This is a genomic window from Faecalicatena sp. (assembly GCF_058819085.1).
Genome location: NZ_JBZUUL010000039.1, coordinates 40,436 through 64,722, shown reverse-complemented (window position 1 = coordinate 64,722; position 24,287 = coordinate 40,436). Strand labels below are relative to the sequence as shown.

The window sequence follows — 24,287 nt, the reverse complement described above, 5'->3', positions numbered from 1 at the left end:
AAATATTTTCAGGTTCTATGTACTTTTCCGATACCCCTCCGGCGTGATCCCCAATTCTTTTTTAAAGATTTTCCCAAAATAACTGGGGCTTTCAAACCCACACATCTTTGCGATATCAAGCACCTTCCGTTCTGGATACTGAATCAGGTATTGTCTCGCATGGCCCATGCGGATGCTCGTAAGACACCCGATAATGGTCTGTCCGGTGGCCTTCTTAAAGAGGGCGCACATATAGTCTTTTGAAAGATTCAGAAGCGAGGCAATCGTATCTAAAGAGATGGGATTCATATAATTTTTTTCCAGATACGAAATGACTTTTAGGACAATATCATTATCCTGTGAATAGGAAAGCTCATGTGTATGTGTGATACATTGCGAAAGATCCAGAAGAAAATCATAGCACTCCTTCGAATAGGAAAGTGCCTGATTATGCGGGCTGTCTTTATATATCAGTTTCAGATTTTGTATATGCTTTTCAAATACTGTGGAATCTGAAAAATGATAGGAACAAGAGGCGTTCATTTGTAAGGCGCTTAAAATCTCTGAACAGAGGGAACCGTTGAATCCAACCACATGAAGAGTCCAGTCTTCTGTCAGTCCCTGATACATATGCTCCGTCTCTGAATGCACGAGAAATCCCTCTCCTTTTGAAATAATACTCCGCTGGTGATTGGTGATCAGTTCACCTTGTCCCTTCACACAGTAAAACCACTGATAGTACGGGACACCCTGGGGACGGTAGATGAGTTCCTGTAAATGATTTTCGCCAAACAGCCAAAGCTGTAGCGGGAAGTTCTGGCTGAATTCTCTGGGGTGGAATTGATAAAACATGGTAACCCTCCCGATGATCTAAATATAGTTATATAAATATAACTATATTTAGATTGAGAGAAAATGTCAAGACAGATACAATGATAAATATAGAAGAATGATTGTAACTGTGCATACCTAAAAAGGGAGGCCGTAACAATGTTAAAGGAGGAAATAAAACATGCAGTTAACAACAGCTCAGAAAGCAAAAGTAGAGAACCTGCTCTCTCAGATGACCCTGGAAGAGAAAATAGGGCAGATGAACCTGGAATCACCATCCATTGTAGGCGGATTTGATGTACCGTTCGAAGAATTAATCGCAATGATGACAGACGGAAGAATCTCACAGGAAGAATTTCAGAATATCATGTCAAATGCAGAACGGGATTTTCATGAAGATGACATCCGTGCTGGAAAAGTAGGTTCCATGATGGTTGACGATCCAAGAAAGAATAATGAATTACAGAAAATTGCAGTGGAAGAAAGCAGACTGGGAATTCCGCTGATAATCGGATTTGACGTGATTCATGGATTCCGTACCGTTTATCCGATCGCAATTGCGGAAGCGGGATCATTTGATGATGATCTGATGGAAAGAACTGCCCGTATGGCAGCAGCAGAGGCGAGAGCACATGGAATCAACTGGACATTTGCACCAATGATCGATGTTGCCAGAGATGCGAGATGGGGACGGGTATCAGAAGGACCGGGAGAAGATCCGTATCTCGGGTCACGGTTTGCAAGGGCCAAGATCAGAGGATTACAGAATGATACAGAAAATCATGAAAATTATGTGGCGTCCTGTCTGAAACATTATGTTGCATACGGTGCCTGCGAGTCGGGAAGAGACTATAATACAACAAGCATGTCCATTTCCCAGCTCCACAATGTATATCTTCCGACTTTTAAGGCCGCTGTCGAGGAAGGGGCTGCTACAGCTATGGCTTCCTTCAATGACTTAAATGGCATCCCCTGTACGGTAAATCCATATACACTCCGTCAGGTACTCAAAGATCTGTATGGACTTCCGGGATTCGTGGTCAGTGATGCCAATGGAATTGCGGAATGTGTGACTCATGGAATTGCAGAAGATCAGAAAGACGCAGGCTGTCAGGCAGTGAATGCAGGGCTTGATATGGATATGGGAACACATATCTACAGAGATCATCTGAAGGAACTGGTGGAAAGCAAAAAAGTATCTATGGAAACGATTGACGATGCAGTTCGTAGAATCCTTTCTGTAAAAATGTGGCTGGGCCTGTTTGAACATCCATATGTATCCGAAGAAAAAATGGCACTGTATGAAGGTACTTCTCTTCCGGCAGAACACGAGGCACTTGCTTTGGAAGCAGCTGAGAAATCCATTGTTTTATTAAAGAATGAGAATGACATTCTGCCGTTGAACCGCAGCCAGAAGATCAGCCTGGTCGGGGAGCTTGCCGGAAATGCAGAGGAAATCTGCGGGGCATGGGCGATGAGCTGGAAAAAGGAAAACTGTGTATCTATACTGGATGGTCTGAAGAATGCAGGAGCCGATGTGAACTACTATCCCTGTGGAGGTCCGGAAGGAGAACTGAATGAGGAGGAGATTGCAAATGCAGTCAGAGAGTGTGATGTCATCGTGGCAGTAGTAGGTGAACTAACAAGCATGTCAGGCGAGGCCTCCTCAAAAGCGAACATCGAACTGCCGGGAAAGCAAAGAGAACTCCTTCAAAAGCTTATGGCATCGGGCAGGCCGGTGGTAACAGTCCTGATGAACGGACGTCCGCTGGCTCTTGGATGGGAAGCAGAGCACCTTCCTGTCATCGTAGAAAGCTGGCACCTTGGGATTCAGATGGGAAATGCATTGGCAGCAGTTTTGCTGGGCGATAAGAATCCAAGCGCAAAATTGTCGTCCTCCTTCCCGTCTGTGAGCGGTCAGTGCCCGATATACTACAACCATCCAAGTACGGGCAGACCCGGAAGTGCAAGTAAATTCACATCCCGTTATCTGGATGCGCCATTTGAAGCCGTATATCCATTTGGATACGGACTGAGTTATACCACATTCGAATATGAGAACCTGCAGGCGGCAGATACCGGCGAGGCATTTGAAATCAGCGTGACTGTGAAGAATACAGGGAACCGTGAAGGCGTTGAAATCGCACAGCTATATATGCAGGATGTGACTGCAAGTCTGGTTCGCCCCATAAAAGAGTTGAAAGGATATGAGAGAGTCAGCCTTGCGGCAGGAGAGGCGAAGACGGTTACTTTTACGCTTAAGAAACAGGATATGGGATTCTATAACAATGACGCTGAATATGTAGTAGAGAAAGGATTATTCCGTATTTATGCAGGCGGTACTTCAAGGGACTGCTTAAGTACAGAGGTGCGTCTGTCATAAAGTACCGGATGAGGGAGACATGGTGGAACAACTGATAGAATTTGAAGTGAATCAATGTACGAATAGTCGTTCTTATTGTTCGAACGATATCATAATTATATTAAACTTAGAGCAGGATATGCGTGTGAAGAGCGGGAGCTATAAAACGCAGCTTTCTGTGAATGATATTATTTTGTTTAATACAAAGACAGCTTTTACATTGGAGAGTGAATCAGCATTGTATGTATGCTATACCATTCATATGAAAACATTTCGGGATATGTTTTCTGGAAGAAGATATCACTTCCTTTGTGATTCTACGAAAGAGATTAATGATAACTATGATAAGCTGCGCCGGTATCTGACAGAGCTACTGGTAGTGCAGTATGAAGGTCAGGAATATCAGAGGGTGGAACATTACAGAATCAGCTGTGAATTACTAATATTTTTGGTAAACAGTTTCTCAGTCATGTATTTCGCAGCAGAAGTGAATGAGAAGTTCGAAGAAATAGTCGAATATATCGATGAACATTTTCAGGAAGATCTTTCTCTAAACCAGGTTAGTGAGAGATACCACATGACAGCGCCATATTTTTCGAAGTACTTTAAGAAAAACATGGGGATTACTTTTCTGCGGTATTTAAACAGGATACGGCTGGAAAACGCTGTTGAGGATATGATGAGCAGTCAGAAAAATCTTTTGCATATTGCTATTGACAGCGGATTTCCGAATGCAGAATCTTTTCACCGGAATTTTGTGGAGGTATATCATCAGACACCGCAGGAGTTCCGAAAGCAGCATTTCCGGCAGAATAAGGAGAACGCTCTGATACAACGGGAAAATTTAAAACGTGCCGTGTCTTGTCTGGGAGAAATAGAGTATGGAGATGTTATCACTGATATTGCAGAAATAGATGTCAGTAAAAAGCAGAGATATCTGCCTTTCTGGAGCGAAATGATTAACTTGAATGATTCTTCTTTGCTCAGTAATTATGAAGCCAGGGAACAGTTCAAGAGTCTGCAGAAGGAGTTAGCTTTTCACTATGTCAGGATCAATCTTAACTGGGATCAATATGAGCAAAGCGGGGTTTATTCTTTTTATCTTGAAGAGCAGACCTTTGATTTTCTGATGGATAACCAGCTGCATTTATGGTTTTCAATTTCCATGCGTGCTGTTTCAGATATGAAGAGACTGACGGAATATGTGAAAAGACTGCTATCTCACTTTATGAACCGATATGATGCCAACAGAGTGAGAGAATGGCGTTTTGAATTATGTTATAATACCATGTTTGATGAACAGAAAGCACATGCATACTGGTTCTTGTATGATAAGTTAAATGCAGTGCTAAAAGAGTTTCACATAAAATCAGAATTACTGGGTGCCGGAATTGAGCTGGGGAACTGGAAGGGCATGAAAACCTTTGAAAAATATATGGAGGAACAAAAGCGCAGTCTTTCCATACAGACAATGGAAGTCGAACCATATATATGCGTAGAGGCCGGGGAAGGACTGACTCTGAATCGTGCAACGGACAGCAGTTATGTGAAAAACCAGATAAAAATGCTCCGTAAGATTTTTCCCGATTATTTACACAATGAGAAGGAAATCTATATCACGAGCTGGTCAGACAGTATCACAAAGCTGAATATTCTGAATGATTCCTGTTACCGGGGCGCAACTATTATAAAAAATATCATCGACTGCTTTGGACAGGTCGGTGTGTTTGCGTATAGTGTACCATTAGATTTGGCATATAAAGATAAAATGCAGGATAAAGTAATTTTTGGCGGGGATGGTCTGCTGTCGAAGCAGGGACTGAAAAAACCTTCTTTCTATGCCTATCGATTTTTACAGAGAGTTGGAAGATATTATTATGGGAAAACGGAAAATTCAATTATATTTGGTAATGATGATAATGAATATCAGATTATTTGTCATAACTGTAAAGGGTTAAGTTATCATTATTATATGGAAGAGGATCAGTTGAATTATGAGCATTTTGAAACGTACTTCGAAAATGATGATGCATTACAACTGAGGTTTCGGCTGACTCATTTGAGAAACGGAAGTTATACCATGAAGATACGGTCGGTAAGCCGGGAATATGGCAGTATTCAGGATGAATTTCGAAAAATGGCTCCCTTTGAATCCATTGTAATTCCGGAATATCTGCATAGTGATGACTTAGAATATCTTCATCAGGTGAATGTTCCACATATGCGTCTTCAGACTTTTTGCGTTACAGATGGGATGTTAGATCTGCATGTGGAGCTAAAGCCAAATGAGTTTGCGCATATGGAAATTGTATATAGTTTCTAGTTTGCAGAAATATTACACAGAACAATCAGAAGGAAATCAGATAGGTTAATTATTACGGAAAATAATTAACTTTTCTGGTTTCTTTTTTTGTTAATAAAGGCTAAAAGATAACTATTTATGTAAAAACAAATAATTATTCGCACGAATTATATAAAGGACTGTCCTATAATGGGGATTATGAAAACAGTGCACAGTTTCATGACAGGAAAGGATGTATAAGGGAATGAAAACATTAGAATTATCAATCAATGAGAAACAGAATGTTAAGCTTACAGCATATATACAAGAGGTGGAAAAGGAGTTCCGTTCGATTAAAAAGCGCCCCGCGGTTATGGTGATTCCGGGAGGGGGCTATATGTTCTGTTCTGACAGGGAAGCGGACCCTGTTGCACTGCCATATCTTTCGGCAGGTTATGATGTCTTTATTCTTCGCTACTCGGTCGGAGAGGGCGGTGCGTGGCCGTCGCCATTAAATGATTATGAAGATGCAATGGAATGCATTGTAAAGCACGCAGAGGAATGGCATGTGATGGAAGATAAAATAGCGGTAGCAGGGTTTTCGGCAGGGGGACATCTGGCTGGTGCGGCGGCTACGATCGCAAAGCATAAGCCTGCAGCTGCAATTCTCGGATATGCCGTATTAAATGATATTGTAGAAGAGATTTCACCAGGAGCGCCTGAAATTACGAAATATGTAGATCGCGACACATGTCCCTGCTTCTTATTTGCTTCTCGTTCTGATAATGTGGTGCCCATCCTAAGCACAATTGAAATGATGGAGGCGCTCGATAAAGCAGGAATAACCTTTGAATGTCATATTTATCCATACGGGCCCCATGGGTTTTCCACAGGGGATACTTCCATACAGGGGCGGGACAGTGCATTTTGTCCCCGTATTCCGAACTGGGTACAGGACAGCATCGGTTTCTTAAAAGACGTGATGGGGGATTTTTATGTAGGCGTGGAAGATAAGATACTGACAGAGCCTGCATGTAAGAGTCAAATGACAGATGATGGAAGCGCATGGCTGTCTTTAGACTGTACAATTGGACGCATCTTTGGAAATCCTGTTGCAAAGGAAGCCATTAAAGACACGATTGAAAATATGAAAAAGCAGATTACTCCGTTTACGCCAGAAATGACGTTTGACGAAATGATGGGAATTTTCAGAAAAATGAAATTACGCGATCTTTTGAATGAGAGAAAAGTGGATTATGATGAAGCAGCGGTCAACGAAGCTCTTCAAAAAGTGCCGAATATTTAATTTTATTAGAGAAGCTGATACAGAAGATCAGAACGGATTCATTATGGTGTGGAAGGTTATCAAAGAAAGGATAAGAAAATGAAGAATTCAACTAAAAATACCATGTATTATTCCTTGGGATTTATGTCACAGAATATTATCTGGTACATGATTAATACATATCTGATGTTATTCTATACGGATGTAGTCAGCCTGTCGGCTGGAGCAATTTCAATGATTATGCTGATTGCACGTGTATGGGATGCAGTGAATGATCCTATGATGGGAGCTATTATAGACAAAACAAAAACAAGGTGGGGAAAATTCAGGCCGTATATTATCATCGCCCCGCCATTTCTGGCCATTTTTAATATTCTGACCTTTACGGTCTGGCCAGTCAATGGTACTGCAAAAGCAGTTCTGTGCGGAATCAGTTATATTCTTGCAGGAATGGCATATACGGCAGTAGGTGTTGCGATCAATGGTATTGTAAACCGGCTTTCTACCGATTCCACTGAAAAGATGAAGATGATTTCTGCAGCAAATGTAGCGAGTAACATCTTACAGACAATACTTGCCGCAATCGCAATGCCGATGATCCTTTTCTTTGGAAAATCTGATTCAGTGAATGGCAAGGGATTTTTATGGACAACGGTTGTGTTTGCTCTTGTGTCTATTCCGCTCTTCTGGCTGTGTGGATTCAAATGCCGTGAGGTGGAAATTGCAGAACCACCAAAGGCAGATAAGAAAGGTTCCTTAAAAAAGGAGCTTGGAACAGTTGTTAAAAACAGGCAGCTGCTGATTGCGATTACTACGGTTTTTGTAGGAGCCATGGCAGCAATCGCAAGAATGTCATTACTATCTTATTATGTGATTTATGTTGTAGGATCTTATACCATGATTTCAGCAGTATTTACAACGTTAACTGTATGTCAGATTATCGGAACTGCTACCCTTCCCTGGGGAACGAAAAAGTTTGGGAAAAAAGGATATATGATTATTTTAATTGTCATAAATGCGGTAACAGATTTGATTTTATTTTTCAACCAAAGTCCCACAATTACATTTGTAATTGCAGTCTCTGTCATCGGGGGATTTTCACAGGGCGGTGGAGCAATCTCCTATGGTATGATGTGTGACTGCATCGATTATGGCGATGATAGATTTGGGGTAAGAAATGAAGGAATCGCATCTTCTTTGATGAGTTTCAGTGTAAAACTTGCTTCTGCAATTACAGGATCTGTAAGTATCTTTCTACTTACAGCAACAGGATATGTAGCAGGAGCACAGCAGAGTCCGTCTGCGCTGACAGGAATCAACATCATTGTAAACCTTGTCCCTGCAATACTTCAGCTGGTCGGACTGGTTCCATTGATCTGGTATAAACTGGATGCAAAGAAGATGGATGAAATTGCTGCAAGCTTACAGAAGCGGAACAGTAGATTGGAATAATTGGAATAATTCTTACTCAATGGATGGACATTGTATGTTCTCTGCTATAAAATAGTTTTTATCGGAAGCGATACAAACAGGAAAGAGGAGAAGAGGCCAATGTACAAAATGAGTACCTTATGCTATATAGAAAAAGATAACAAATATCTGATGCTGCACAGAACTGTGAAGAAGAATGACGTGAACAAGGATAAGTGGATCGGAGTGGGAGGACATTTCGAGGCACAGGAAAGTCCGGAGGAGTGTCTGCTTCGGGAAGTGTGGGAGGAGACGGGATATACGCTGACCTCATATCGTTACAGGGGGATCGTAACGTTTGTCTATGGGGAGGACGTGACGGAGTATATGTCCTTATATACAGCGGATGGATTTACCGGGGTGCCGATCGCCTGTGATGAGGGAGAATTGGAATGGGTAGACAAGGAAGCGGTTCTCGGACTGAACCTGTGGGAGGGGGATAAGATTTTCTTCCGCCTTTTGGATGAGAATCAGGACTTCTTTTCCCTAAAACTGGTCTATGACAAGACGGATACGTTAAAGTATGCGGCCCTGGATGGAAAACCAATGGAACTGTTCGATATCCTGAATCCTGATGGAAGCAGGACAGGGATCGTCAAGGAACGGGGCGTTGCACACCGGGAAGGGAGTCTGCATGGCACTTCCCATACATGGATCGTGCGTGAAAATGAAAAGAGCGGATATGACGTACTGCTTCAGAAACGCAGTTCTGTGAAGGATTCGTATCCGGGATACTATGATATATCTTCTGCGGGACATGTGACGGCAGGAGACGAATTTCTCAACACTGCCATACGGGAGCTTAAAGAAGAACTGGGCATCAAGGCAGCGAAGGAAAGTCTTGGCTATGTAGGGATGCGGCAGGCCGGGCTTGAAGAGGTATTCTATGGGAGACTGTTTAAAGACGCGGAACTATGCACGATTTATGTATACCGGGAACCTGTTGATATCTCGGAATTAGAACTTCAGCCGGAAGAGGTGGAGGAGGTCATCTGGATGGACTACAGGGAATGTATGCAGGGAATACAGGATAGGACATTAAAACACTGTATTTATATAGAAGAGTTTGAAATGCTGGGAGAGTATCTCGGTGTGAAGTAGAAGGGAAGGCTGTCGCAAAACTGCGGCAGCCTTTTAGTAAATGGCATGCAGATCCGGTCTTCTGATAGATTCGCTCTACTCATTTCCGGTCAGACATCTGTATCAGCACAAGATCAGATTTGGATTTAGCTTTCTCACTCGTTCCTGCAGATCAGGATCAAGCTCTTTATTTGTAATGATATAGTCGTAATCCCAGAATTCGGTAAACTTTACAAGGCTGTTCCCGGTAAATTTTGTATGATCAGCCATCAGAAATGACTGGTCACTCTGCATGCAAAGTGTGCGCTTGAGTTCGGCATCCAGCTCTTCCGAGGTGGTTATGCCGAAATCTGTGGAACAGAACATGGTTCCTATAAAGCTTTTATTTACATGGTAGCGTCTTAGAAATTCCACCGTTGAGATATCGAGTGTCCCTCCGATCTGCTCCTGGTATGTTCCTGGAGCAATGACCAGTCTTATCTTGCGGTTCGTGCTAAGCTGCAGGATCGCAGACATAGAATTAGTGATCAGGGTAGCATGTACATCGGGGAAATATTTGGTGATCTGGACGGAGGTAGTACCGGAGTCTAAGAAAATAGTGTCCCCTTCCCGGATAAAGCCGGCTGCCGCCCTGCCGATCGCTTGTTTATAATGCAGCATTTTTTCACTGCGAGTAGGAAAATCAGGAATCGAGGGTCTTCCTTTAGAAAGGTGCGCACCGCCATAATGTGTTTCCAGGATTCCCTGCCGGGCAAAAAGGTGCAGGTCACGGCGTATGGTCATGGGAGATACACAAAATTCCTGTGCGAGGGCACTGACAGAGACCTCGCCGTTTTCTTCTAATTTCTGTAAGATCCTCTGCCGGCGGTTGATGCCGTCGAGTGTATCTGATGTTTGATTTGGTTCTTTTTTTTGATCCATAGCACAATATCCCCCTTATAATCAGTTAAATAAAACATGATTAAACATTAAAAAATGTTCTTATATGTGTTATTATATATGTGTGGAAACGATAATGCAAGACTTGAGGTACAGAGGGTTATGAAAAAATATGAAGTGGTAGTTTTCGATGTTGACGGTACTCTGATTGATACTCAGGAGACGATCCTGCTTTCCCTGCAGCATATGCTTTTCAGGATGACCGGACGGCTCTATCCTTTTGAGGAACTTTATTTTGCACTTGGGATACCGGGAGATAAAGCTCTCGACCAGCTTAAGATCGAAGATAAGGAAAATGCTATGAAGACCTGGCTTCTCTACGATGAAAGATATGGGTATCTGCAGAAACCATTTGACGGGATCAAGGAACTGATCAGCTGGCTGAAACAGAAGAAGATCCGGCTGGGGATTGTGACTTCCAGGACCCGGGAGGAGTTTAGGAAAAGTGTGGCAGGCTATGAATTTATGAAAAGCTTTGAGACCATCATCTGCGCAGATGACACGGGGAAGCATAAGCCCGAACCGGAGCCTATGCTGGAACTGCTGAAAAGGATGCACGCAGAACCTTCACGTGTTTTATACGTCGGAGATTCTTCCTATGATATGGAGTGTGCCAGAAGAGCCGGTGTGGACTGTGCTCTGGCCGTATGGGGGGCGCATTTTCCAGACAATATCCGTGCAGATTATAAAATGGAAAAAACGAATGATATAAAATCTCTTTTTATTTAGAAAATACTGCTTGACTAATTTTTAACAAGCGACTATTATAAGATTAGGTGCTAAATTATCTGAAAAAGGAGATGTCTAAAATGGGTATTTTTGACGGAAAAGTTGCAATTATCACAGGAGGCGGAAAGGCTAAGTCAATCGGGTACGGAATCGCAACAGCTTATGCGAAGGAAGGTGCAAACCTGGTTCTGACCGGAAGGAACATGCAGAAGCTTGAGGATGCGAAAGAAGAGCTTGAGCGCCTCTATGGGATCAAGGTCCTGGCTTTACAGGCAGATGTCAATCCTGACGATGAGTCAGAGGAAGCAGTGAACAATGTTGTAAAGAAGACGATCGAGGAATTTGGAAGGATCGATGTACTGATCAATAACGCACAGGCTTCTGCATCAGGAATCCCGCTTTCCATGCAGACCAAGGAGCATTTTGATCTTGGGATCTATTCAGGGCTTTATGCGGCTTTCTATTATATGAGAGCATGTTATCCTTATTTAAAAGAGACACAGGGAAGTGTCATCAATTTTGCATCCGGTGCCGGATTATTCGGAAATGCAGGCCAGAGTTCTTATGCGGCTGCAAAAGAGGGAATCCGCGGACTTTCCCGTGTAGCAGCCACAGAGTGGGGCAAGGATAACATCAATGTCAATGTCGTATGTCCGCTTGCCATGACTGCACAGCTTGAGAACTTCAAAGAGTCTTATCCAGAGGCTTATGAGAAAAACTTAAGAGCAGTGCCGATGGGACGTTTCGGAGATGCAGAAGCGGATATTGGACGAGTATGTGTGCATTTGGGATCTCCTGATTTTAAATATATGTCAGGTGAGACGATTACACTTGAGGGTGGTATGGGACTTCGCCCATAATTGGCTATAGCCGTCAAGTATATCCAGACAGAGGTGGCTATACCGATCCTGTGTAGTTTGCCGGTTTCTGCTTGACTGTGAATATTAGTACAATAAAAAAATAGAAATAATAATAGAAATAATAGAAATATACAAAAAGGTGTTGCATTTAATATGCTTTTGTGTTTATACTTGGGATAGACTGAAAGAACAGACATCATGGGAACTGAAACGTTCTATGTGACTGACGGAAAAGTGGAGCATACCACAAGGGAGCATAGAATTGAACGCCGACCGTCTGGGCAGCTCGATCATTGGGCTGCCCTTTTTTGCGTGTAAAAAGGACTTCTGTCCGCTGCGTGATATCAGAAAGAGTGCCTAAATGACCGGGAGGTAACGTAAATCTGAGATTTGAACGGAGGAAATATCATGGAACGAAAAAACTTTGAGCAATGGAACGGTTTTACAGCAGGGGATTGGCAGAAGGAGATCAATGTAAGAGATTTTATTCAGAAGAATGTAACTCCTTACGAAGGAACGGATGAGTTCCTGGAGACGAAAACAGAACGGACAGGCAGACTGATGGAACGTTTGAACAGTCTTCTGAGACTGGAACAGGATTTTGGCGGGGTATTGGATATCGATACACAGTCCGTTTCCTCACTGACCGCGTATCAGCCGGGATATCTGGATAAGGAAGAGGAATTGATCGTGGGGCTTCAGACGAACCGCCCGTTAAAGAGGGGAGTGAATCCCTTTGGCGGTATCAACATGGCAAGAAAAGCATGTAAGGCATACGGCTATGAGCTCTCGGATAAGATCGAGCAGGAATTCCAGTATAGGACGACACATAACGACGGCGTATTCCGTGTCTACACAGAGGAAATGAGGAAGGTCAGACATGCGGGGATTCTGACCGGACTGCCGGATGCATATGGAAGAGGGCGTATCATCGGAGATTACCGCAGGGTGGCTCTGTATGGCGTGGACCTTTTGATCGAGGAAAAGCAGCAGGATAAGAGGCGGATCGGCGAGGGGGATTTTGATGTGGATTCGATCCGTTTGTCTGAGGAAGTATTTCAACAGATCAATTTCCTGCATAAGATGAAGGAAATGGCACAGATGTATGGCTATGATATTTCGGCACCTGCCGGAAATGCAAGAGAGGCAGTTCAGTGGACCTATTTTGCATATCTGGCTTCTATCAAAGAGCAGAACGGGGCTGCAATGTCCTTAGGAAGAACGAGTACGTTTTTGGATATTTATATCCAGAGAGATATAAAGGCCGGCATTTTGGATGAAGTGCATGCGCAGGAGCTGATCGATGATTTTGTGATGAAGCTGCGTATGGCGAGACACCTGCGGACACCGGAATACAACGAGCTGTTCGGCGGTGATCCGATGTGGATCACAGAGTCTATCGGAGGTATGGATGAGCAGGGACGCACGCTGGTGACGAAAAACAGCTTCCGCTTCCTTAATACACTGTATAATTTAGGGCCGGCTCCTGAGCCAAACCTGACTGTCCTGTGGTCAGAAGGGCTTCCGCAGGGATTCAAGGATTTCTGTGCGAAGGTCTCCATCGATACGGATGCGGTCCAGTATGAGAATGACGATCTGATGAGGCCGATTTATGGGGATGATTATGGAATCGCCTGCTGTGTTTCGGCCATGAAGATCGGAAAGCAAATGCAGTTCTTTGGGGCCAGATGTAATCTGCCGAAGCTGCTTTTGCTTGCATTGAACGGAGGATATGATACCTATACCAAGGCATATGCCGGTCCGGAAATGTCAGTGTATGAAGGAGAGGTACTGGATTATAACGTGGTGATGGAGCGTTTGGCTAAATACAGGGAATGGATCTGCAGACTGTATACTAATACATTAAATGCGATTCATTATATGCATGACAAATATGCATACGAGAAGACCCAGATGGCGCTCCATGATACCGAGGTGGAGCGTTTCATGGCCTGCGGTGTGGCAGGGCTCTCTGTTTTGACGGATTCCTTAAGTGCGATCAAGTATGCACAGGTCAGACCGATCAGGGATGAGAAGGGATATATTGTAGACTTTGAGACAATAGGGGAATTTCCGACCTATGGGAATGATGATGACAGGGTGGACGAGATCGCAAAGCAGATCCTGGCAGAGATGTCTGCGGAGTTAAAGAAGACGAAAACATACCGCAGCGCAGTACATACCTTGTCAGTTCTCACCATCACATCGAATGTAATGTATGGTAAGAAGACCGGGGCAACGCCGGACGGCCGGAAAGCAAAAGAGCCGTTTGCACCGGGAGCAAATCCGATGCACAACCGTGAGAAAAATGGGGCGCTGGCTTCCCTGAATTCGGTGGCAAAGCTCTCCTATGATGACTGCCGGGACGGGATTTCCAACACATTTTCCATTACCCCGGATACACTGGGCCGGACCAGGGAAGAACGGCAGGAGAATTTGGTGCAGATCCTGGATGGATATTTCAGGCAGCTTGCCCACCATATCAATGTCAATGTGATCAACCGCGAGATGCTGGTGGAGGCATATGAGGATCCATCCAAATATCCGAACCTGACGATCCGTGTTTCAGGATATGCGGTGAATTTCCACAAGCTGTCAAAAGAGCAGCAGAAGGAAGTCATCATGCGCACCTTCCATGAGGCAATGTAAGTGTGAATATGTAAGCTCAGTATGCATTGTTTTTTGCGGCCATAGAGAGTATAATGATGGAAACTATGGTAGTGATACGCAGATTCAGGAAGGAGAATGAGTATGTCATACGCAGTTGTTTATAGCAGCCGTACAGGGAATACTGAGAAACTGGCGAAACACATCCACAATATCTTAGGGGAAGAAAAGTGTGCATACTTTGGAGGTGTGCCCAAGGAGGTGCCAGATGCGAAGGTGATATTTGCCGGGTTCTGGACTGACAAAGGGATCTGCTGTGAGGAAATGGCAGAATTTCTGGAAAAGCTGGAGGGGAGGACTATCTTCCTGTTCGGTACGGCAGGCTTTGGCGGGGCCAAGGAATATTTCGACCAGATCTTAAACCGTGTATCTGCATTTCTTTCTGAAGACTGTACGATTCAGGGGACTTATATGTGTCAGGGAAGCATGCCTGACAGTGTAAGACAGAGATATGAGGCAGTGCAGGAAAAGAACCCGGATGATCCGAAGATCAAAGCGATGCTGGAGAATTTTGACCGGGCATTGTCCCATCCGGATGAGGCAGACTTACAGGCGCTGGAAGGAGAAATCTATAGAGTATGGAAGGCTTAACCCAGGTAACACATGAATTCGAGCCGGTCTTCGATGAGAACTCAAGGGTGCTGATATTAGGCACCTTTCCCTCCGTTAAGTCCCGTGAGAATCAGTTCTATTATGGTCATCCCCAGAACCGTTTCTGGAAAGTCATGGCAGAGCTTACAAAGGAGCAGGTGCCGCAGTCCATCGAAGAAAAGAAGGCCTTGCTGCTGCGGCATGGGATCGCGGTCTGGGACGTTATTTCAAGCTGTGAGATCAAAGGCTCCAGTGACAGCAGTATCCGTAATGTTATTCCCGCTGATCTGAACAGGATCCTAAAGCATTGCGATATCCGCTGCATCTATGCTAACGGAGCAACAGCAAGGAAGCTGTATGATAAGTATAGTAAAGAACAGACCGGCAGGGAGATCATCGGATTACCCTCCACGAGTCCGGCCAATGCGGCATATTCTATCGACCGCCTGATGGAGAGCTGGGGGGAGATCGCGGGATTTCTCAAAGGGGTCTGACCCCTTTGCTCTCCGTTTTCAGAATATTCAGATTATTTTCTTTTTACCGATTGTTAACGGAAGTATAACAATGCACAGATAGAGGTATGTTACTTCCAATGTTAACATATATTAGTAAAGTACTGCATTGCAGGACGTACATGGATAAATATAAGTAGAGAGAAGTTGGGTCTGAATGAGTAAAGAGAGTAATAAGTTAAAGGAAAATTTGGTCGAAAGCGATTTCAGCATCAAGGGTGAGTGCGCGATCAGCCTGCTCCTGACGAAGCTGGACATTATTAATATCGAGCTGTCAATGGAATTGGACCGAAATGTGATCCAATTGAAGACAGGCCGGATGAAGTCCTATGAAAGTACATGCAAGAAGTTAAAAAAGAAGGGGCTGGAAAAGAACTTTTCCAATGCACTGGAAAAGATCAACGATCTCATCGGCGTCAGGGCAATCTGTTCTTATGTGGATGATATCTACCGGATTGCGGATATCCTTTCGGAGCAGAAGGATGTTAAAATAGTAAAGCAAAAGGATTATATTAAGAGTCCGAAGCCGTCAGGCTACAGAAGCCTCCATATCATCATGGAGATCCCGATCGCTTTCCAGGGAGGAACCCAGTGGATGAAGGCTGAATTACAGCTTCGTACCGCTGCAATGGATTACTGGGCTAACTTAGACCACCAGTTAAGGTATAAGAGGGGACGCAAAGAAGCAGAGCTGATCGATGCCGAATTGCGGGCGTGCGCTGACATGGTTGAAAATCTTGACACAAAAATGTTGGAAATCCGCAGAAAAATTGATAGAATATAGAAAAGCACATGAGAGGAGCTAGAGGAATGGTTGAGACAGGGGTTATACATGGACGATTTCAGATCTTCCATTTGAAACATATGGAATATTTACTTGCAGCGAAAATGAGGTGCAAAAAGCTTTATATAGGAATCACACATTCCGATATCGTGGCATTTGCGGCAACCTCCGATCTGGATCAGCACGGGACGACAAAGAGAGATAATCCTCTCACGTTTTTTGAGCGGTTTGAGATGATCCAAGGTGCACTGGCCGACTTTGGTGTGACGCGGGAGGAATATGAGATCGTTCCCTTTCCGATCAGCCAGCCGGATCTGATCCCCCAGTATATCCCGAAGGACGCGGTACATTTTATGAGCATCTGCAGTGATTGGGATGAGGAGCGTCTTCAGATCTTGGAGCGGCTGGGCTTGAATATAGAGATCCTCTGGAGAAAAAGTCCGGAAGAAAAGGGAATCACGGGAACAGAGGTCAGAAAGCTCATAGCCGAGGAAAAGGATTGGAAACAGTATGTGCCTAAGACAGTCAGTGAATACATTACCGGGCATGAGATAGAAAACAGGATCCGCAGTTTGAATTATCTGTATGAATAAAAGGTTTATAAAGCAGAAGCCGTACACATATCTTTGCAGAGGAAGGATATGTGTACGGCTTTTTTATTCATGACAATAGAATGTTCGCGCAAACGTGCTTTCTATCGTTTGGCGGCAGGAACGTTAGATGCATCAGCCGGCCTGCCCTCTGGATCTCTGATCCCGCTTAAGGAAGCAGAAATGCATACATCAGTACGAAATGACATGCGCTTCCTCCCATGACAAAGAGGTGGAAGATCTCATGGCTTCCGAAGTTCTTATGCTTACTGTCAAAGATCGGCACCTTCAATGCATAGATGATCCCGCCGATCGTATAGATGATCCCTCCTGCCAGCAGCCAGAGGAAGGCTGGTCTGGACATATTATTTAAGATCTGTGTAAACGCTAATACACAGGTCCAGCCCATACCGATATATAACACGGAGGAGACCCACTTCGGACAGAAAACCCAGAAGGCCTTGATCAGGATCCCTACGATCGCGATCCCCCAGACGAGTCCGAGCATGATATGTCCGGTCGGCTGGTTCAGCACGAGGAGGCAGATCGGTGTATAGCTTCCTGCGATCAAAACAAAAATCATCATGTGGTCGATCTTTTTCAGTACAGTATTTACCTTTTCTGACAGATCGAATGTATGGTAAGTGGTACTTGCTGCGTACAATAAAATCAGGCTTACCGAATAAATGGCAAGTGAGATGACATAAATCCTGCTTGGCTCATGTGCAGCCTTTATCAGTAGTGGAATCGCTGCAAATATAGCCATCAGCATTCCGATAAAATGTGTGATCGCGCTTCCGGGGTCTTTGAGTAAGTGCTTTTTGTTCATAATAAACGCCTCCTAGAAAATAAAAACATTACATGTAGTTTTAAAAACTATGTTTAGTATATGCTAATATTACAACTAATATTATTAAATTGCAAGAGTTTCACTTAAAAAACTTAAACAACAACTTTTGCAATGTATGCAACAAGTATGCCAATTGGATTTTTTGGGGGAGGATTTATAATGGAATTAACAAAAAAACAGACACTTGAAACGAAGGAATCAAGTGAAAGAAAAGGAGAATGATATTATGGAAATGACATTAAGATGGTATGGTTCAAAATTTGACACAGTAACATTACAGCAGATCAGACAGATCCCGGGGGTGACAGGAGTCATCACGACTTTATATGATACAGTACCAGGAGAGGTGTGGAGCAGAGAAAGAATCCGCGCGATGAAGGATGAGGTTGCAGCAGCAGGACTTCATATTGCAGGGATCGAGAGTGTGAATATCCACGATGCGATCAAGACAGGTGCAGAAGACAGAGACAAATACATTGACAATTATATTGAGACTCTGGAAAATCTTGGCGAGGAAGATATCCATCTCGTATGCTATAACTTTATGCCTGTATTTGACTGGACACGTACAGAGCTGGCACGTGTAAGGCCTGACGGATCTACAGTACTTGCTTATACACAGGAAGCAGTCGATGCACTGGATCCTGAGAAGATGTTCGATTCCATTGCCGGAGACATGAACGGAACGATCATGCCTGGCTGGGAGCCGGAACGTATGGCTCATGTAAAAGAACTGTTTGCAATGTACAAGGATATCGACGATGAAAAATTATTCGAAAACCTGAAATATTTCCTGGAGCGGATCATGCCGGTCTGCGACAAATATGATATCAATATGGCGATCCACCCGGACGATCCGGCATGGAGTGTATTCGGTCTTCCTCGTATCATTATCAATAAGGCGAATATCCTCCGTATGATGCAGATGGTGGACAACCCGCACAACGGTGTGACATTCTGTTCAGGATCATACGGAACAAATCTGGAAAATGATCTGCCGGATATGATTCGTTCTTTGAAGGGAAGAATTCACTTTGCACATGTCCGCAATCTGAAGTTCAACAGCCCGACAGATTTCGAGGAGGCAGCACACCTGTCATCTGACGGAACATTTGACATGTATGAGATCATGAAAGCGCTATATGAGATCGGATTCACAGGTCCGATCAGACCTGACCACGGACGAATGATCTGGGATGAAGTGGCAATGCCCGGATATGGACTGTATGACAGAGCACTGGGAGCAACTTACCTGAATGGATTGTGGGAAGCGATTGAGAAAGGAGCAAGATAATTATGAGATTAAATGAAAAAGGTCTTGAGAACAAAGCACAGTGGGAGGCAGCAGGATATCACCTGCCTGAGTTTGACCGCGAAGCTGTAAAAGCAGCGACAAAGGAAAATCCTTTCTGGATCCACTTCGGAGCTGGCAACATCTTCAAAGCATTTCAGGCAAATGTGGTGCAGAACCTGTTGAATGCGGGAGTACTGGACAGAGGTCTGGTCGTTGCAGAAGGGTTTGACTATGAGATCATCGAGAAGATGAACCGTCCTCATGATGACTATTCCATCCTTGTTACCCTGAAAGCAGATGGAAATGTGGAAAAAACAGTGGTCGGAAGCGTGGTGGAATCCTGCATCCTGGATTCTGAAAACGATGCAGAATTCGGCCGCCTCAGAGAAATCTTCCAGAAGGATTCTCTCCAGATGTCAACCTTTACGATCACAGAGAAAGGCTACAGCCTTGTAAACGGCAAGGGAGAACTTCTTCCGGCTGTGGCAGCAGATTTTGAGAACGGCCCTAAAAAGCCGGCAAGCTATATCGGGAAAGTAGCTTCTTTATTATATACACGCTATCAGGCAGGCGAGAAGCCGATCGCAATGGTAAGCACAGACAATTGTTCCCACAATGGGGATAAGCTGTATGCCGCTGTGAATGCTTTTGCAGAGAAGTGGGTGGAGAATGATCTGGTAGAAAAAGGATTCCTTGAATATATCAACAACAAAGAAAAAGTATCCTTCCCGTGGTCCATGATCGACAAGATCACCCCACGCCCGGATGCTTCTGTAGAGGAGATCTTAAGAAAAGACGGCCTGGAAGAGCTGGAGCCGGTCATCACCTCCAAGAACACGTATGTTGCTCCATTTGTAAATGCGGAGGAATGTGAATATCTGGTGATTGAGGATTCCTTCCCCAACGGACGTCCAGAGCTGGAAAAGGGCGGACTGATGTTCACAGAACGCGAGACTGTGGATAAAGTAGAGAAGATGAAGGTATGTACCTGTCTAAATCCACTCCATACTGCTCTTGCGGTCTTTGGATGTGTACTGGGCTATGACCTGATCTCCAAAGAGATGAAGGATGAATCCTTAAAGAAGCTGGTAGAAGGCATCGGATACACAGAAGGTCTTCCGGTAGTGATCGATCCGGGCGTTCTGGATCCAAAGGAATTCATCGATACTGTTCTGAATGTGCGTATCCCGAATCCATTTATGCCGGATACTCCGCAGAGAATTGCAACAGATACTTCCCAGAAGCTTGCGATTCGCTATGGTGAAACGATCAAGGCATATAAGGCTTCTAAAGAGCTTCATGTGGAAGATTTAAAGCTGATCCCGCTCGTATTTGCAGGCTGGCTGCGCTATCTGATGGCGGTAGATGACAATGGTAATGCATTTGAGCTAAGCCCGGATCCGCTTCTTGACACAGTATGCCCTTATGTGGCAGGCTTTAAGCTTGGTGAAGACGCCGATGTGGAGGCTGGTTTAAAACCGGTTCTGGAAAATGAGAAGATTTTTGGTGTGAACCTGTGTGAGGTCGGGATGGCAGAGAAGGTCTGCACATATTTCCGTGAAATGATTGCAGGAAAAGGCGCAGTACGTGCGGTTTTACAGAAATATGTAGGATAAATACGTTTATCATACCGGATAAGGCTGTCACATTTCGTGGCAGCTTTATTCACAAGGAAAACGAGAATTGTGGATAAGTAGGAGGAAAATGCGTAAGCAGGAGGGATAAAATGAAGAAAAAAGAGTTTGACCTGTTGGCATTGGGGGAGATTCTGCTGAGGCTCTCGCCGCCGGACAATGAAAGGATCGTACGCGGGGATATGTTCCAGAAGCAGGTCGGCGGTGCAGAATTAAATGTTGCCTCCGGGGTATCCTTGTTAGGACTGAGGTCCGGTATTATTTCCAGGATACCGGATACCAGCATCGGGATCTTTGCGAAGAACAAGATCCGATTCAGCGGAGTCAGTGATGATTATCTTGTATATGACATCAGCAGGGATGCACGTCTGGGCGTATATTATTATGAGAATGGAGCCTATCCCAGGAAGCCGGGAGTCGTATATGACAGACAGCACTCCTCCATGACAAGGATCTGTGTGGATGAATTCCCGGAGGAGATATATGGGGCCGCACGCTGTTTTCATACATCGGGGATCACACTGGCGCTCAGTGAGGCGTGCAGAAAGACCGGGGTAGAGATGATCAGGCGGTTTAAGGAGCAGGGAACGTTGATCTCCTTTGATGTGAATTTCAGGGGCAACCTGTGGACGGGGGAAGAGGCCAGAGAGTGTATCGAGGGGATCCTTCCCTATGTGGATATCTTTTTCTGCTCAGAGGACACAGCCAGGCTGACATTCAAAAAAGAGGGGGACGTAAAAGAGATCATGAAGAGTTTCGCCAAGGATTATCCCATCTCCGTGATCGCGTCCACCCAGAGAACAGTGCACAGTCCTAAGGTGCACAGCTTTTCCTCCGTGATCTACGATGCACAGGCAGACTGCTATTATGAGGAAAAGCCATACAAAAATATAGAGGTGGTGGACCGCATCGGCAGCGGTGATGCTTATGTATCCGGTGTGTTATACGGACTTCTGTCAGAGAATGGGGACTGTCAAAAGGCATTGAAATATGGAAATGCAAGCAGTGCCGTAAAAAACACCATTCCCGGTGATATGCCGTCTCTGACACAGGCTGAGATCCAGGATATCATTGCCGATCATGAAAATACAGGATACCACAGTGAGATGAAGAGATAAGGAGAAAAGTTATGAAAAAATTTTTAGACGATGATTTTTTGTTATCAACCAAAACTGCACAGAAATTATATCATGAATATGCGGAAGTGATGCCAATACTGGACTACCACTGCCATATCAGCCCCCAGGAGATCTATGAGGACAGAAAATTTGAGAACATCACCCAGGCATGGCTCGGTGCCGACCACTACAAATGGCGTCAGATGCGTTCTAATGGCGTGGAGGAAACTTATATCACTGGAGATGCCACAGACCGTGAGAAGTTCCAGAAATGGGCGGAGACACTGGAAATGGCGATCGGCAATCCTTTATATCACTGGAGCCACCTGGAGCTGAAAAAGTATTTCGGTTATACAGGGTACTTAAACAGCCAGACAGCAGAGGAAGTGTGGAATCTGTGCAATGAAAAGCTGGCCCGGGCTGACATGACAGCCCGTAATCTGATCAGACAGTCTAATGTTACATTGATCTGTACCACAGATGATCCGGCGGATTCCCTGATATGGCATCAGAAGATCGCAGCAGATGACAGCTTTGATGTGCAGGTGCTTCCCGCATGGCGCCCGGATAAAGCGATGAATCTGGAAAAAGCGGATTACACGGAGTATTTGAAGAAGTTAAGTGAAGTCAGCGGTGTTGAGATCAACAGCTTTCAGACCTTGAAGGAAGCGCTGAAAAAGCGTCTGGATTTCTTTGCCGAAAACGGCTGCTGCATATCAGACCACAGTCTGGAATATGTTATGTATGTTCCGGCATCCGAGGAGGAGATCGAGGCTATTTTTGCAAAAAGGCTGTCCGGCCAGAGCGTGGACCGTCAGGAGGAGTTAAAGTTTAAGACTGCATTCATGACTGTTCTTGGCAGAGAATACCACAAGAAAAACTGGGCGATGCAGATCCATTACGGTGTGAAACGTGACAACAACCAGAAGCTATTCAGGCAGATCGGGCCGGATGCGGGAGTCGACTGTATCAATAACTATGCTCCGTCTGCACAAATGGCGGATTACCTGAATGCCCTGGCAGAGACAGATGAGCTGCCGAAGACGATCCTTTACTCCCTGAACCCGTCAGATAATGCGTCGATCGGTACGATCATCGGATGCTTCCAGGATTCCAGCGCAGTCGGGAAGATCCAGCAGGGAAGTGCATGGTGGTTCAATGACAATAAGACAGGAATGGTTGAACAGCTGATCTCTCTTGCAAACTTGGGATTACTGGGCAATTTTATCGGAATGCTGACAGATTCCAGAAGCTTTTTGTCTTACACCCGGCACGAGTATTTCAGACGCATCCTCTGTGAATTGATCGGAGGCTGGGTGGAAAACGGAGAATATCCGGAAGATTATCAGACTCTTGAGAAGATCATCAAAGGGATCTCTTATGAGAACGCAGTGCGTTATTTTGGATTTGACCTGTAAAACAAAAGAAGAGCTCTTTCGCATACGAAGAGCCGTTCTGCCGGAAAGAAGCTTCAGGCAGAACGGCTCTCTTAAAGTGGGTTTTCCTCTTTTCGTGTAACCAAAGAGACCATATCCTGACAGTCCTTTGGAGAGATCCCGTATTCCTTTTTAAATGCCCTGTAGAAACTGGAATAATCGCCGAAACCAAACATCTGATAGGCCTGGGTGATATTATCACCGCCCTGTATTGCTTCGCGGCAGGCGCTCAAACGTTTCTTAGTGATATACTGGTGGATGGAGAGCCCCAGGTTATCTTTAAAAACATGGGCAATATGGTATTTGCTGACATAGAATTCACTGGCAAGGACATCCAGGGAGAGGTTCTCGTCCAGATGATCCTCAATATACTGGGTCAGATTCTGATAAAGAGATTCTGTGACCTGGGGATTCTGCGGATTATTCCGTTCATAGACCAGGCGGTTCAGATGCAGGATCAGATCGTCCACACAGAGCGTGATCTTAGGTTCCCGTCCGAACTTGTCAGAGCGCTGCTCCTCGATCAGACGCAGGATGCGGGACTGTATCGTATTAAATGTAATGCGGTCATTATGGAAAATGTAATCGTTCTTAATCTGGACATACTGCTGCAGATATACATAATCCGGGGAAATATGAAGCAGATGATTACAGTACTCCTGGCTGATCCAGAAGACAAATCTGCGGTAAGGAAGCTCCATATCCCCGATCACAGCCTTGTGGTGAACGTGGGGCGGGATCAGGATCAGATCACCATACTGCAGGGGGTATAGTGTGTCCTGTATCTGGATCTTCACATTTCCTTCCAGAAAAAAGTAGAATTCGTAATAATTATGGGCATGCATCTCCACATGCGGCGGGAGATTCCTGTCGTTATAGTAATAAATCTCAAAATCCTGCGACAGCATATACTGTCTGGTGCTGAATTTGGTCTGGAGATTCTTCTTCATAAATCGCTCCTTTCTGCTTACTATGTATGTTAGCAGAAAAGCGCA

The 24,287-nt window shown here is 44.6% G+C and carries 20 protein-coding genes and 1 riboswitch; of the genes, 16 read left to right on the top strand and 4 right to left on the bottom strand.

Going from position 1 to position 24,287, the window contains the following annotated elements; all coding sequences use genetic code 11:
- Nucleotides 1-15 precede the first annotated feature (15 nt).
- On the bottom strand, nucleotides 16-831 hold the full coding sequence (locus AC4OGX_RS18620) for an AraC family transcriptional regulator (RefSeq protein ID WP_493332198.1): 816 nt from the start codon (nucleotides 829-831) through the stop codon (nucleotides 16-18).
- A gap of 160 nt (nucleotides 832-991) precedes the next feature.
- Between AC4OGX_RS18620 and AC4OGX_RS18615 the strand changes: the two genes are divergently transcribed.
- The 5 genes from AC4OGX_RS18615 (at nucleotide 992) to AC4OGX_RS18595 (ending at nucleotide 9,309) form a co-directional block, all read left to right on the top strand.
- Nucleotides 992-3,193 carry a glycoside hydrolase family 3 N-terminal domain-containing protein gene (locus AC4OGX_RS18615; RefSeq protein ID WP_493332196.1) on the top strand — a complete coding sequence of 734 codons (2,202 nt, stop codon included), beginning with the start codon at nucleotides 992-994 and terminating at the stop codon, nucleotides 3,191-3,193.
- Nucleotides 3,194-3,212: 19 nt separating this feature from the next.
- Entirely contained in the window at nucleotides 3,213-5,495 is a 2,283-nt protein-coding gene (locus AC4OGX_RS18610) for a helix-turn-helix domain-containing protein (RefSeq protein ID WP_493332195.1), read from the top strand.
- 223 nt (nucleotides 5,496-5,718) lie between these two features.
- Nucleotides 5,719-6,759 carry an alpha/beta hydrolase gene (locus AC4OGX_RS18605; RefSeq protein WP_493332193.1) on the top strand — a complete coding sequence of 347 codons (1,041 nt, stop codon included), beginning with the start codon at nucleotides 5,719-5,721 and terminating at the stop codon, nucleotides 6,757-6,759.
- A gap of 78 nt (nucleotides 6,760-6,837) precedes the next feature.
- Nucleotides 6,838-8,190 carry an MFS transporter gene (locus AC4OGX_RS18600; protein WP_493332192.1) on the top strand — a complete coding sequence of 451 codons (1,353 nt, stop codon included), beginning with the start codon at nucleotides 6,838-6,840 and terminating at the stop codon, nucleotides 8,188-8,190.
- A gap of 99 nt (nucleotides 8,191-8,289) precedes the next feature.
- The gene (locus tag AC4OGX_RS18595; RefSeq protein ID WP_493332191.1) at nucleotides 8,290-9,309 is read left to right on the top strand and encodes an NUDIX domain-containing protein; all 1,020 of its coding nucleotides are present in this window, start codon (nucleotides 8,290-8,292) and stop codon (nucleotides 9,307-9,309) included.
- A 102-nt stretch (nucleotides 9,310-9,411) separates the two neighbouring features.
- Here AC4OGX_RS18595 and AC4OGX_RS18590 read toward each other — a convergent pair whose 3' ends face one another.
- Entirely contained in the window at nucleotides 9,412-10,209 is a 798-nt protein-coding gene (locus AC4OGX_RS18590; protein WP_493332189.1) for a DeoR/GlpR family DNA-binding transcription regulator, read from the bottom strand.
- 120 nt (nucleotides 10,210-10,329) lie between these two features.
- On the opposite strand from AC4OGX_RS18590, the gene AC4OGX_RS18585 reads away from it, so the two are divergent.
- From AC4OGX_RS18585 to AC4OGX_RS18555, 7 genes are all read left to right on the top strand, one after another.
- Nucleotides 10,330-10,956, top strand: coding sequence for an HAD family hydrolase (locus tag AC4OGX_RS18585; protein ID WP_493332188.1), 627 nt, complete (start codon nucleotides 10,330-10,332; stop codon nucleotides 10,954-10,956).
- 80 nt (nucleotides 10,957-11,036) lie between these two features.
- Nucleotides 11,037-11,816, top strand: coding sequence for an SDR family NAD(P)-dependent oxidoreductase (locus tag AC4OGX_RS18580; RefSeq protein WP_493332187.1), 780 nt, complete (start codon nucleotides 11,037-11,039; stop codon nucleotides 11,814-11,816).
- 209 nt (nucleotides 11,817-12,025) lie between these two features.
- A riboswitch (ZMP/ZTP riboswitch) is annotated at nucleotides 12,026-12,106 on the top strand.
- 118 nt (nucleotides 12,107-12,224) lie between these two features.
- Complete coding sequence (pflB, locus tag AC4OGX_RS18575; protein ID WP_493332185.1) at nucleotides 12,225-14,465, top strand: formate C-acetyltransferase; 2,241 nt, start codon at nucleotides 12,225-12,227, stop codon at nucleotides 14,463-14,465.
- A 102-nt stretch (nucleotides 14,466-14,567) separates the two neighbouring features.
- Nucleotides 14,568-15,074: a flavodoxin family protein BilS gene (gene bilS / locus AC4OGX_RS18570; protein ID WP_493332184.1), complete on the top strand. Its 507-nt coding sequence runs from the start codon at nucleotides 14,568-14,570 to the stop codon at nucleotides 15,072-15,074.
- Nucleotides 15,062-15,568, top strand: coding sequence for a DNA-deoxyinosine glycosylase (locus tag AC4OGX_RS18565; protein ID WP_493332182.1), 507 nt, complete (start codon nucleotides 15,062-15,064; stop codon nucleotides 15,566-15,568). Before bilS ends, AC4OGX_RS18565 begins: the two co-directional genes overlap by 13 nt.
- Nucleotides 15,569-15,743: 175 nt before the next feature.
- On the top strand, nucleotides 15,744-16,370 hold the full coding sequence (locus tag AC4OGX_RS18560) for a GTP pyrophosphokinase (protein ID WP_493332181.1): 627 nt from the start codon (nucleotides 15,744-15,746) through the stop codon (nucleotides 16,368-16,370).
- Nucleotides 16,371-16,396: 26 nt separating this feature from the next.
- The gene (locus tag AC4OGX_RS18555) at nucleotides 16,397-16,963 is read left to right on the top strand and encodes a nicotinate-nucleotide adenylyltransferase (protein ID WP_493332180.1); all 567 of its coding nucleotides are present in this window, start codon (nucleotides 16,397-16,399) and stop codon (nucleotides 16,961-16,963) included.
- A gap of 166 nt (nucleotides 16,964-17,129) precedes the next feature.
- Here the strand turns inward: AC4OGX_RS18555 and trhA are convergent, their stop codons facing one another.
- Nucleotides 17,130-17,789, bottom strand: a complete 660-nt coding sequence (gene trhA, locus AC4OGX_RS18550; RefSeq protein ID WP_493332179.1) for a PAQR family membrane homeostasis protein TrhA — start codon at nucleotides 17,787-17,789, stop codon at nucleotides 17,130-17,132.
- 247 nt (nucleotides 17,790-18,036) lie between these two features.
- Here trhA and uxuA point away from each other — a divergent pair, with 247 nt between their 5' ends.
- The 4 genes from uxuA (at nucleotide 18,037) to uxaC (ending at nucleotide 23,274) form a co-directional block, all read left to right on the top strand.
- Complete coding sequence (gene uxuA / locus AC4OGX_RS18545) at nucleotides 18,037-19,104, top strand: mannonate dehydratase (RefSeq protein WP_493332177.1); 1,068 nt, start codon at nucleotides 18,037-18,039, stop codon at nucleotides 19,102-19,104.
- A gap of 2 nt (nucleotides 19,105-19,106) precedes the next feature.
- The gene (locus tag AC4OGX_RS18540) at nucleotides 19,107-20,720 is read left to right on the top strand and encodes a mannitol dehydrogenase family protein (RefSeq protein WP_493332176.1); all 1,614 of its coding nucleotides are present in this window, start codon (nucleotides 19,107-19,109) and stop codon (nucleotides 20,718-20,720) included.
- Nucleotides 20,721-20,830: 110 nt separating this feature from the next.
- The gene (locus AC4OGX_RS18535; RefSeq protein WP_493332175.1) at nucleotides 20,831-21,856 is read left to right on the top strand and encodes a sugar kinase; all 1,026 of its coding nucleotides are present in this window, start codon (nucleotides 20,831-20,833) and stop codon (nucleotides 21,854-21,856) included.
- Nucleotides 21,857-21,867: 11 nt separating this feature from the next.
- Nucleotides 21,868-23,274: a glucuronate isomerase gene (gene uxaC / locus AC4OGX_RS18530; RefSeq protein ID WP_493332173.1), complete on the top strand. Its 1,407-nt coding sequence runs from the start codon at nucleotides 21,868-21,870 to the stop codon at nucleotides 23,272-23,274.
- 71 nt (nucleotides 23,275-23,345) lie between these two features.
- Here the strand turns inward: uxaC and AC4OGX_RS18525 are convergent, their stop codons facing one another.
- Nucleotides 23,346-24,242, bottom strand: a complete 897-nt coding sequence (locus AC4OGX_RS18525) for a helix-turn-helix domain-containing protein (RefSeq protein WP_493332172.1) — start codon at nucleotides 24,240-24,242, stop codon at nucleotides 23,346-23,348.
- Nucleotides 24,243-24,287 lie beyond the last annotated feature (45 nt).